This window comes from Zoogloea ramigera (assembly GCF_006539865.1).
Classification (GTDB): domain Bacteria; phylum Pseudomonadota; class Gammaproteobacteria; order Burkholderiales; family Rhodocyclaceae; genus Zoogloea; species Zoogloea ramigera.
Map to the genome: position 1 here is coordinate 1 of NZ_BJNV01000105.1, position 10197 is coordinate 10197.

The 10197-nt window shown below is 59.7% G+C and carries 12 protein-coding genes; 3 read left to right on the forward strand and 9 right to left on the reverse strand.

What is annotated here, in order from left to right; genetic code table 11:
• The first annotated feature begins 228 nt into the window (after positions 1 to 228).
• Complete coding sequence (locus tag ZRA01_RS18870) at positions 229 to 1146, forward strand: hypothetical protein (RefSeq protein WP_141354927.1); 918 nt, start codon at positions 229 to 231, stop codon at positions 1144 to 1146.
• Here ZRA01_RS18870 and cueR read toward each other — a convergent pair.
• Together cueR and ZRA01_RS18880 are read right to left on the reverse strand one after the other, a co-directional pair.
• Complete coding sequence (gene cueR / locus ZRA01_RS18875) at positions 1099 to 1542, reverse strand: Cu(I)-responsive transcriptional regulator (protein WP_141354928.1); 444 nt, start codon at positions 1540 to 1542, stop codon at positions 1099 to 1101. The genes ZRA01_RS18870 and cueR overlap by 48 nt on opposite strands.
• Positions 1543 to 1554: 12 nt before the next feature.
• On the reverse strand, positions 1555 to 3960 hold the full coding sequence (locus ZRA01_RS18880) for a heavy metal translocating P-type ATPase (RefSeq protein WP_141354929.1): 2406 nt from the start codon (positions 3958 to 3960) through the stop codon (positions 1555 to 1557).
• Positions 3961 to 4211: 251 nt separating this feature from the next.
• On the opposite strand from ZRA01_RS18880, the gene ZRA01_RS18885 reads away from it, so the two are divergent.
• Together ZRA01_RS18885 and copK are read left to right on the forward strand one after the other, a co-directional pair.
• Positions 4212 to 4586, forward strand: coding sequence for a hypothetical protein (locus ZRA01_RS18885; RefSeq protein WP_141354930.1), 375 nt, complete (start codon positions 4212 to 4214; stop codon positions 4584 to 4586).
• Between the two features lie 238 nt (positions 4587 to 4824).
• Positions 4825 to 5112, forward strand: a complete 288-nt coding sequence (gene copK / locus ZRA01_RS18890) for a periplasmic Cu(I)/Cu(II)-binding protein CopK (protein WP_141354931.1) — start codon at positions 4825 to 4827, stop codon at positions 5110 to 5112.
• Positions 5113 to 5222: 110 nt separating this feature from the next.
• Here the strand turns inward: copK and ZRA01_RS18895 are convergent, their stop codons facing one another.
• The 7 genes from ZRA01_RS18895 to ZRA01_RS18925 form a co-directional block, all read right to left on the reverse strand.
• Positions 5223 to 6488, reverse strand: coding sequence for a type II restriction enzyme NmeDI-related protein (locus ZRA01_RS18895; RefSeq protein WP_141354932.1), 1266 nt, complete (start codon positions 6486 to 6488; stop codon positions 5223 to 5225).
• Positions 6489 to 6585: 97 nt separating this feature from the next.
• Entirely contained in the window at positions 6586 to 7881 is a 1296-nt protein-coding gene (locus ZRA01_RS18900; protein WP_141354933.1) for an HD-GYP domain-containing protein, read from the reverse strand.
• Positions 7882 to 7890: 9 nt separating this feature from the next.
• Positions 7891 to 8559 carry a flagellar basal body rod protein FlgB gene (gene flgB / locus ZRA01_RS18905; RefSeq protein ID WP_246093759.1) on the reverse strand — a complete coding sequence of 223 codons (669 nt, stop codon included), beginning with the start codon at positions 8557 to 8559 and terminating at the stop codon, positions 7891 to 7893.
• 6 nt (positions 8560 to 8565) lie between these two features.
• Positions 8566 to 8814 carry a hypothetical protein gene (locus ZRA01_RS18910; protein ID WP_141354934.1) on the reverse strand — a complete coding sequence of 83 codons (249 nt, stop codon included), beginning with the start codon at positions 8812 to 8814 and terminating at the stop codon, positions 8566 to 8568.
• A gap of 46 nt (positions 8815 to 8860) precedes the next feature.
• Positions 8861 to 9112 (reverse strand): hypothetical protein, encoded by a 252-nt coding sequence (locus tag ZRA01_RS18915; protein WP_141354935.1) that lies wholly within the window; start codon positions 9110 to 9112, stop codon positions 8861 to 8863.
• Positions 9113 to 9253: 141 nt separating this feature from the next.
• Positions 9254 to 9544 carry a hypothetical protein gene (locus tag ZRA01_RS18920; RefSeq protein ID WP_141354936.1) on the reverse strand — a complete coding sequence of 97 codons (291 nt, stop codon included), beginning with the start codon at positions 9542 to 9544 and terminating at the stop codon, positions 9254 to 9256.
• 55 nt (positions 9545 to 9599) lie between these two features.
• On the reverse strand, positions 9600 to 9950 hold the full coding sequence (locus ZRA01_RS18925; RefSeq protein ID WP_141354937.1) for a hypothetical protein: 351 nt from the start codon (positions 9948 to 9950) through the stop codon (positions 9600 to 9602).
• Between the last annotated feature and the right edge of the window lie 247 nt (positions 9951 to 10197).

The window sequence follows — 10197 nt, forward strand, 5'->3', positions numbered from 1 at the left end:
AGGCGGGTTGGGATGCACGCAATCCACCTTGCTCGGAACCTGGCAAGCCCCGATCCCCGCTTTCTGCGGTCATTGTGCGACTTGCCTGCGTATTTGGCGCTTCACGCTCCGCCATCCGTTCCGCAGTAGCCTTCGTCCCTCTCTTGGATCTTGAAACGATGCGCGAACACTCACCAGCGCTCCGGAATCCATTAGCATCGCGCCGCACTCAACGCTAAGGACGCATGCATGATCGGTGTCGACAACAACACGTGGCTAGTCTTCGAGGGGGTGAGCAACTATGGGCACGGGATCTGGCAGACTCCGATAATCTCGATTGCCACGTTGATCACCTGCGACAGCGATTGGGGCACGCTCCCCGCTTCAGCTCGGCTGGACAATGCTCACCTGGTTTTTCGGGAGGATTCGTTCGATCCCGTCACTCGGGTACGTCGAGGTCGCCTGTACGAGTGGCGGGACGGAGCCCTGAACCAGACGTGGTACTTTCCTCCGCATACGGCAGAGCCTCCAGATCGCAACAACATGTCGATGGACGGCCGGCTGAATCGAATGCTCTATACGTACCACCCCGCCCGAATTTTCGGCTTGGCGTTCCCTCGCCCTGTGCGCGCCCAGTTGGTCCTGGGAACCCAGTCAGCCCCCACTGTCTGGCGGATTGTCTCCGTGGAAACAATCGCTTCAGGCGAAGAGCTGATCACGCTGCATGCCCGCTCCACCTTTGGTAGCCTGCCCGAGTTGATCAACGACCATATTCCCAAACAGGCAAGCCCAGACGTAACGACAATTCTGGACAAGGTTGCCGATGCAGCATTTCGCTCCAGTCCGGTCTCCTTGATCGATCTCTCTCGTGCCGCGACAACCACGGTCCTGGCGTACTGGCTCGAAGCATCTGGAGATGCCCCGAACAACGTCCACCATCTCGACCTGGGTGACTTGTTGAAAGCGTTCGAAAAACAGCAAAGCAACGGCAATACCCAGCCCCCGTCAGCAGCAGGTTCGGCCATCCGTCTGCTGCAGCGCTTTCTCTCTCGCGGAAAACCCAACGAGCAAAAACGCTACAACACCCGGCCTGCCACGGAGGAGGATGCCCAGTTCGCCCTAAACGCCTTGGGCTTTCTGCTTCGAGAGCTGGGGTGGGCTCGATGATGCAGGCACGTGCCCGGCAAGCCCCTCAAGAATCGGACAGTCAGGGCGGTTATCTCCGCAACAACTCTCCGACAGGCTTACCAGTGCGTCGCGCATGGTGATGAGTGCCTGAATTCGTTTATCCAGATCGCTCAAGTGACTTTCCGCAAGCTGTTTCACCTCCGCACTGGAGCGCTGCTCGTCATACCAGAGCGACAGGAGCTGGTGAATCTGCTCCAGGGAGAACCCGAGATCACGGGCACTGCGGATGAATTTCAGCGTGTGCAGATCCCGTTCCTGGTACTGCCGGTAGCCCGCTTCGGTCCGGGGGCTGTGACCAATCAAGCCGATCTGCTCGTAGTGGCGGATCATCTTGGCCGAGACACCGCTGGCCTTGGCAACTGCTCCGATGTTCATGTCGCCTTCCTCTTATCCAATTTTGACGGGGCGCCAACGCCGAAGCAGCAACGCGTTCGACACCACGCTGACGCTTGAGAATGCCATGGCGGCCCCCGCGATGACCGGGTTCAGGAGTCCCGCAGCCGCCAGGGGAATGCCCACGACGTTGTAAACACAGGCCCAGAACAGGTTCTGCCGCATTTTGGCGTAGGTGCGACGGGAGATGTCGATCGTTGAAGCCACCAGCGCCAGATCGCCACGCATCAAGGTCACCCCGGCCGCGTGCATGGCCACGTCCGTTCCGGTTCCCATGGCGATGCCAATGTCGGCGGCAGCCAATGCCGGGGCATCATTGATGCCATCGCCGACCATGGCAACGACGTGGCTCTCCCGTTTCAAGGTTTCGATCTCGGCTGCCTTACCCTCCGGCAGCACTTCAGCCAGACACTGATCGATTCCAAGCTCGGTTGCCACACCATGCGCAGCGCCACGACTGTCGCCCGTAATCAGCACAGTCCTGATGCCCATCTGCTTGAGGCGATCGATACTTGCCCGCGCTTCTGGCTTCATCCGGTCGCCGAAGGCGATCAAGCCCAGCACGGCCTGAGCACCTTCCGATGCCAACCAGGATATGGTCCGCCCTTCGGCTTGGAGGCGCATTGCGGTGTCGGCAAGATGGTCCATCTTGAAACCGCGCTCCTGCATCAATCGGGCATTACCAAGAACATAGTGTGTTCCATCAATTTCGCCGGCCAGCCCGCGTCCGGGTAAGGCCTGAACGAACCGGGCACTGATCGGGCTCAGTCCGGCGTCCTGGGCAGCCTTGCCCACGGCTCGCGCCAAGGGATGCTCGCTACCCAACTGAAGACTGGCAGCGAGGCTGAGGAGCTGCTGAGTAACGCCGCCAACGGCTTCGAAGGCCACGACCTGGGGCTTGCCTTCCGTCAGGGTACCGGTCTTGTCGAAGACGACGGTCGTCACCTTGTGCGCCACTTCCAGCGCCTCCGCATCCTTCACCAGAATGCCGTGTCGCGCGGCCACACCCGTTCCCGCCATGAGCGCAGTGGGGGTGGCAAGACCCAGCGCACACGGGCAGGCAATCACGAGCACCGCGACGGCGTTGATAATCGCTGTCTCGACACCGCCGCCGTAAGCCCACCATCCGCCAAAGGTCAGCAGCGCGATGAGCATGACCACCGGGACAAACACCGCACTCACCCGGTCCACCAGGCGCTGAATGGGCGCCTTGGCCGACTGGGCACTCTCAACCAACCGGATGATCCGGGCCAAAGTGGTTTCCATACCAACAGCCGTTGTCTGCACCAGCAGCAAACCGTCAGCATTGATCGCACCGCCACTGACACGATCGCCAGGCTGCTTCGGAACCGGCAGGCTTTCACCGGTCAACATGGACTCGTCCAGGTGGCTGCACCCCTCCACAATCTGGCCATCCACTGCTACCCGCTCACCGGGTTTCACAACCACCACATCGCCCACGCGGACTGCATCGATGGTGATCTCCCGGTCACCGTCGCCAGTACGAATGCGGGCGACGGCAGGCCGCAGCGCCTGAAGCGCACGGATCGCTTCGGTGGTTTGCCGCTTGGCCCTGGTTTCAAGCCACTTGCCCAGCAGGACCAGCGTGATGACAACCGCGGAGGCTTCGAAATACAGGTGAGGCATCTCACCGCCTGTCGGCTTTGCCAGGAGATATACGCTGAGTCCGTAGGCCGCAGTCGTCCCCAGGGCCACGAGGAGATCCATGTTCCCGCTGCCGGCACGCAGTGCCTTCCAGCCTGCACGGTAGAAACGCAGCCCCAGCCAGAATTGAACAGGAGTCGCCAACAATAACTGCACCCAACCAGGCAACATCCAGTGCGCACCGAACAGATCAGTCAGCATCGGAATCACGAGCGGAAAGGACAGGGTCGCCGCAACAGCAACAGGCCACCATTCGGCGCCATGGCGAACCGGTGCTGCTGCAGTTGGGGAGCCCTCCGTCAGCAATGCGGCATCGTAACCCGCCTTCCGGACAGCCTTGATCAGGGTCGAGGTAGGTACGCCACGGGTCAGCGTGACATGCACTTGTTCAGTTGCGAAGTTGACGGTGGCGCTCACGACACCGGGAACCCCGGCCAGAACCTTCTCCACTCGCGCGGCGCAACTGCTGCACGTCATCCCCGTGATCGCCAAAACCCGGCTTTCCTCAGGAACATGGAAACCCGCCTTCTCAATCGCCTGGCGCACAGTCGTCAGGTCAACGACCGAATCGGACTCCAGCAACGCTGATTCGGTAGAGAAACTGACGGTGGCCTTGGAAATGCCGGGCAGGCGACCCAGCACTTTTTCTACGCGGGCAGCGCAACTGCTGCAGCTCATGCCCTCAATGCCGATCGACAGCGCCGGGCGCGGCAAGGTGGTGATGGACGAACCCATGATGCAACTCCTGTTGAGGTGACAGGAGCAGGCTAAACCTTGCCATCATGGGAAGGTCAACCGCGGCTGAGCACTTTTTCCACTTTGCGCTCGGGACGATGATGGAGCACCAACCTCTGGGAATTTGGACGAGGCTCCTGTTCCTGACATGCAGGTGACACAATTGTCACCCCCATGTTCGGGTCTTGTAAGGGTCGGTAGCGCATGCTTCAACTGCAGGCTCACTCATGACCGAACCAAAGGAGAAAATCATGAAACTCATTTCCACTGTTTTTGCCGCGCTGCTGCTCGCTGTCGGCACCGCCCATGCAGACCCCAACGACAAGGACAATCACGCTGAAGGCGTTGGCGGACACACCTTGAACGAACTGCAAAAGCAAGGTAAGCCCACGGCTGCTGCCGTGAAGAAAGAGCGCGATCTGCAGAAGAACTGGGATCGGGATAAGGACAACCACGTGGAGGGGGTTGGCGGTCACGCACTCCATGAAGCCAAGAAGATGCCGCCGGCGACAAAGGAAAGCCAGGCCAAAAAACGCGAAAACGAAAAAACCTTGGACCGGGGTAAGGACAACCACGAAGAAGGTGTGGGCGGACACGGCCTCTACGAAGCGACCAAGGGCAAGTAGCCCCGACGGGACTCACTTGAAGCAGGGAATGCGATCCGACGCGACCGCATTCGCGCATCAAACGTAAGCCCTGGCACTCGGTCGGGACTGCCAACAGCTACGTTTCATCTAGCAACCAAGCGGCCCGACAGCATAACAAGCCGCTGACAAAACGGTCATTGGACGTTGGCTCCTGCAAGGAGCCAACGTCCATCATACAAGTGCAGGAGCACACACACACAACCTGAAGGAGAGAGAAATGCTGAAGGAGATGCTGGTCGTGGTCGCGCTGAGCGTCATAGCTACAACGAGCGCATTCGCTTCTGATGAGGCGCGGGCGGCGGCAAGAGAGGTCATCGAGCTGAAGGATGGCTCGACTGTCTATATTTTCAAGGACGGGAAAATGGCCATGGAAGACAAGTATGGCCGTGCGACTCGCATGAAGAAAGAAACCGTCATGGAAGCCAAGGATGGCCGGAAGATCATCATGCATGGCGATGAGGTCATGCGGCTTGACTCGCTACTACGACATGGCAACGGGAGCTAGTCTCCCGTTACCGCCTGAATTGCAGGGAAGCCCTCAATGCACCCTGAAGCGGCTTGGGGGCTCACGAGATTCGTTGTTGATTACGAACACGTGCGCATTTCGACGCGAATTCAGAACATTCTGGCGATCGCCTCCACAGGCTTGATACCAGCCCCGAAACGGGCGATGGCTTCCCGGTGCTGTCGTAGCTCCCCATACGGTAGATAGCGGATGTTGAGCTCCCTAACCTGTGAGAAGGCCGGCCTCAGCACCTGCTGCCGGACATCGGCCTCTCGTTCATCCGGGGCGACGAGGAACAGATGATGGCGCTGGGCCGCGCCACCGGACAAAGCCAGATCCAGCAGCCGAACGATGCCGGAGTAGATCGAGGTCGTATGTTCGACCTCGAACGCCGCCACCACTGCGCCGGATTCTCGTTCCAGCCAGATCACATCGATGAGCCGCACCGCGTCAGCCCCTTCGTTTTGCAAAGCCTGGGGCAAGACCGTGAGACACCCATCGGCGAGGCGCCCTCCGCCATAGGGCCGACTCTGGTCGTTGCTGGCAATCCACACCGAGAACCCCAGGGCCAGCCCCAGGTCTCTCAGCCACCCTTGCACTTCGGTGTGCCCCTCGTCGGAGACCCGATTCTTGTCGAGTTGCTTGGCAAAGGCGGCGGTTTCCTCCCGGACTGCGGCCAGATCTTTTGCCCAGGCATCGGTCGCCTTGGCATCTCCCTCGGCAGGTGGCAAGGGATAGCGCTCCATGCCCAGATCGAACATGAGCCCGGCAACCGCGCCCAAATCATTGGACAGAAGATCCCGGTGGCGCTGATTGAACTCGATGAGTCCCTGCCGCATCGCAAGGTAATGATCCCAACGCCCAAGCTTGACGGCAGCGCCGGTCAGCGCGTTGTAGCCTTTGACGATGGCGGTATTGAAGGGGACGACGATCGTGGGGTGAATGAAGTAAAGCAGGTTGGCCGCGGCTGGCCCCAAGCCCTTGATGCCCTTCGTTTCGAGCGTCCGGATTGCCTGGAGCACGTCAGCCTCTTTTGTGCAGCAGTCGCAAGCATGCAGCAGCCGTCCAAAGGCGCGTTGATTGTCCCGGTCTTCGTAGATATCCGGGATCCGCAGCTTGGGCTTCCACAGGAACGCATGATCGGCGCCCTTGAAGATTTGGCGCTGCTCGGCAATCGAGGCCACGACCGTTTGGAGGGACGATCCTCGATAGACGTTGCCGAACGTGCCTTCGTCGATTTCCTTGATGACCTGGCCGATTCCACGCCGGATCGAGCGGAAGTTCTTCAGTCGTTCGGGCCACAAGAACCAGGACTGGTACGTTCCATTCGGGTCTTGCTTCCAGCGATCAATCAAGAGACGGGTGGTTTCAGGCATGAAGATGGAAGGCAAAACAGGTAATCGATCAGGGTATCACCAACCGAAGGTTCGACGGGACTCGCACCTACCGAACACGTCCTGCGCCTGGAGTGAGCTACACAACCGGCGGCAAGACGCCCAGCTTGAAGTAGCGCAACAGCGCCTCATGCAGACGTTGTCGTAATTCGTTCGTCTCTGCCTGCGTGATCGTGACGTACAACGCAGGGGCGATATCCATGAAAGCGGACGCGATGCGCGGATCAAAGTGACTTCCGGATTCGCGCAGGATGATCTGCATGGCCTCGTCGAGGCCCATCGGTGATTTGTAGGAGCGCTCGGAAGTCAGCGCGTCGAACACGTCCACGACGGCAAAAATCCGGGCAATCAGGGGAATTTCCTCACCGCGCAAACCATCGGGGTAACCTTTTCCGTCCAGACGTTCGTGGTGGTGCCGGATGATCACGGCAGCCTCCTGCAACCAGGGGTTTCCGGTGACGATCTCAGTACCGAGGACCGGATGCGTCTGCATGACCTGGAGTTCGGCGGGCGTCAGAGAGCCCCCCTTCAGGAGGATACTGTCGGGAATCCCGATCTTGCCCACGTCGTGCAGAAAGGCACCGGCAACCAGATGCGAGATGTCCTCCGCCGATACCCCCAGTGCTTCAGCCAAACCGATCGCGTAGAGCGTGACCCGATAGTTGTGGGCATCGGTACCGGAATCCTTCTTGGCCACGGCGTTCCCCAGGGAGCGGATCAGCGACAGGTTCGAGTCCAGCAAGGAACGAGACAAGTCCGTTGAGCGTCGCAGCATGGCCAGCATCAGGGGATACAGGACAAACGCTGTCGCCACCACGGCGCCGACAGCGGTAAGCGCCCCCGTGCGAACCTGATCCCGCTGAGCTTGGACAGTTTCCGCATCGAGCCGGCTGACGGTCCTCACATACCCAACAAGACGGCCATCGCTACCGGAGATCGGGACAACTACGTGGATCAGATGTTCGGAATTCACGTCGATCCAAGCCCGGTGGATCTGGTCGCGCTCGGGACGTTTCAAGGTTTGGGCTCGGAGCACATCGATCAGAGAAACGGCGCTACTCCCCCAGTTCTCGTAAACCTGATCGCCATCACCATCAAAAACCTGCAGCCCGACAAAACGACTCTTGTCCAGCAAGCGCTCCAGTTCGTCATGGCCGTCAGGCCGGCCGGCGCTAACGATCATCTGCATTGCAGGCGTGGCGAAATGGCGGGCGCTGCGGGTGGCCTGCTCCAGTGCTGCCTGTTCCGCCCGGTAGGTTTCAACGAAATAAGCAACGCCACCGGCAATCAGCGCAACCACGGTCGCAGCCAAACCAAGCCTGATGGTCAGCATCCCGTGCAACTGGCCAGGGGTTTCTGGCAACGGGCGGCTCATGTCAGCTTTTCACTTCAGGCTCTGGAGCATTTCGATTGCATGTTTGAAGTGCCCACTCACCCGGTCCATTGCAAACTGATGCATCACCGTGTTCTCCGCAAACTTGGCCCGCTCGACATCCATTTCGACCGTGTTTCCATCGATACTGCCTTGGCTGGGGACATGGTATTTCAGCGGGATGGGAGGCTGGGTGCCGGTGCTTTGTCCTGACAAGTGCCCCCCCGAGGTCGTGGTCAGGGATACAGGAGGCACATTCGCCGCCGCCTGGGCGTTTCGTAGTGCTTCCTGGAAATCGATGTCGACGGCCTTGTAGCCGGGGGTATCGGCGTTGGCGATATTTGACGCGATGATTTGCTGACGATAGGCCCTCAACCCCAAGGCGAGTTGCTGAAAATCATGGCTCGGGTGCCCCGATCCCACCAGTGGAATGTGACGGGGTTGGACGCCACCTCCCAGCGAGGGCCAAGCATCGCGTTGTGCCGAACTCTGTGCTCCACCCGTACTGGATGCTGGACTGGGCGTCCCCGACAGGACCGTGCTGGTCGTTCTGCCCATGACCTGTGAAAGAGCGGCGGCAAAAGAAGAAGTGCCACTCCCTGAAATGGTGTGGCCACTGTGTCCAGCGTCCGAGGTCGGCTGAACCGGCCCAAGACTTCCAATTCCGGTGACGGGTGGCATGGCAACTTACTCCTGTTCGTTCATGATCAGGATGGCCTTCACCGGATCGATCGGTCCGGTCTCGTGCCATTTGCTACTGAGCTTTGAAGCGGGCGCCTTGTCCATACAGCCGTGGTTGCACTCCACGATCCAGCGCTTCATCAACACTACTTGGCAAAAGGAAAAGGCGATGGCCTCGGGCTTGCAGCCGACGGTCTCAGCCAGGAGGCGGCAAGAACAACGGCTCCCGTGTTCATCGTGGGTTGGGGTTTTCATGGTCAAAACACCGAGGCCCCTTCATGGGGCCTCTGAATGACTGCGTTTACTTTGCATCCCGCTGATGGTTGTGACGCTTTGCATCCTTGGTCGGTGCCGCCTTTTCCGCCGTAGCCTCAGGCGCCGACGCCGGGATACCGGTCTTTTCCGTCATGTGGGAATGGGGCTTCACCTTCTTCGGCGTGGCCTTATCGGTTTGCTCGGCGGGTGCCTTGTCGGCATCCGCAGCCTGAGCGCCAAAAGACAGCGCCGCAACGGTGGCAATCAGTGCGGTCGAGAGAAAAGAATTGAGTTTCATGAAAGGTTCTCCAAAAAGCGTATCCAGACGGTTCGAGATGCCGGCGGGCGGGTCCGACAAGGCCAGTTTGTGCTTCTGGAACCGTCAGAGACATGACCCGGTGATTACATTCCTGTCAGATTTCTCCTGACCGCTACGCGGCTAGCGCTTAGGAAGTGCCGCCAGGAGCGCCTTCTGAAATTCCAGCGTGCACGAAAGCAGTGCCGACCAGTGATCCACCGCAATCCGGCCGCTTGCCGCGGTGAAACCCGCAATGTCTCCCTGCAACAGCACTTTGGGGTCGTGTTCAGCCTGGAGCACCCACTTGTGCATCGTCTCGGTGGTCAATGTCGTCACCTGCTCACCGTAGGTGAAGCCCAGGCGGCATAGTCCGGCCGCTACGTCGAGATTGGCCTGAAGACGCGCTCTCAGGTCTTCGTTCGCTTCTTGCATGATGTCCCCCTGTTTAAGCCGAACCGCACGAGACTGACGCCGGCTCGGCAATGACTTATTTGCCAAGGCTCTCCGCCAGGTCGCGATGCCCCTTTTCCAGTGCCCGGGCCTCTTGGGCCGCTTCCTTGAGCTTGGTCTTCAGATTGCTGCAGTGGGCCGCCCACAAACCCGCATCACCTCTCGGACGGCCAGAGTAAGAGGCCGCCATTTTTTCGTGTTGCTTGGCTTCCGCCTCGTAACTCACGGCCTTCTTTCCAAAGTAGTCGGCGATACGTTGGTGGTCAGCCGCAGTTGAAGCACTGGAAATGGCCTCCGGGATCTCCGCAACGGGGGGAGTCGATGAGCAGGCGCCTAACGTAAGGATCAGCGCCGCACCGGCGAGTGTCGTACCTAGACTGCGTTTCATGATGTCACCTCCTTGTGAGTTCACACGATCAGTGTGCGATCCGGCGGCTGACAAAGGGGTGACGCAGCCATTACATCCCTGTTCTTGAAATGTCAGGAAGTCTGTTTGTCTGTTTCTGCCTTTCTGAGGCGCAGTGCATTTCCGACCACACTGGCTGACGAAAAACTCATCGCTAGGGCGGCGATCATCGGCGAGAGAACCAGCCCGTACGCCGGATAGAGGGCGCCGGCGGCAATCGGGATACCGA

What these genes read in the sequence shown, in the direction of transcription:
- ZRA01_RS18870 (WP_141354927.1), top strand. Translation starts at nt 229, where the DNA reads ATGATCGGTGTCGACAACAACACGTGGCTAGTCTTCGAGGGGGTGAGC.
- cueR (WP_141354928.1), bottom strand. Translation starts at nt 1,542, where the DNA reads ATGAACATCGGAGCAGTTGCCAAGGCCAGCGGTGTCTCGGCCAAGATG.
- ZRA01_RS18880 (WP_141354929.1), bottom strand. Translation starts at nt 3,960, where the DNA reads ATGGGTTCGTCCATCACCACCTTGCCGCGCCCGGCGCTGTCGATCGGC.
- ZRA01_RS18885 (WP_141354930.1), top strand. Translation starts at nt 4,212, where the DNA reads ATGAAACTCATTTCCACTGTTTTTGCCGCGCTGCTGCTCGCTGTCGGC.
- copK (WP_141354931.1), top strand. Translation starts at nt 4,825, where the DNA reads ATGCTGAAGGAGATGCTGGTCGTGGTCGCGCTGAGCGTCATAGCTACA.
- ZRA01_RS18895 (WP_141354932.1), bottom strand. Translation starts at nt 6,488, where the DNA reads ATGCCTGAAACCACCCGTCTCTTGATTGATCGCTGGAAGCAAGACCCG.
- ZRA01_RS18900 (WP_141354933.1), bottom strand. Translation starts at nt 7,881, where the DNA reads ATGAGCCGCCCGTTGCCAGAAACCCCTGGCCAGTTGCACGGGATGCTG.
- flgB (WP_246093759.1), bottom strand. Translation starts at nt 8,559, where the DNA reads ATGCCACCCGTCACCGGAATTGGAAGTCTTGGGCCGGTTCAGCCGACC.
- ZRA01_RS18910 (WP_141354934.1), bottom strand. Translation starts at nt 8,814, where the DNA reads ATGAAAACCCCAACCCACGATGAACACGGGAGCCGTTGTTCTTGCCGC.
- ZRA01_RS18915 (WP_141354935.1), bottom strand. Translation starts at nt 9,112, where the DNA reads ATGAAACTCAATTCTTTTCTCTCGACCGCACTGATTGCCACCGTTGCG.
- ZRA01_RS18920 (WP_141354936.1), bottom strand. Translation starts at nt 9,544, where the DNA reads ATGCAAGAAGCGAACGAAGACCTGAGAGCGCGTCTTCAGGCCAATCTC.
- ZRA01_RS18925 (WP_141354937.1), bottom strand. Translation starts at nt 9,950, where the DNA reads ATGAAACGCAGTCTAGGTACGACACTCGCCGGTGCGGCGCTGATCCTT.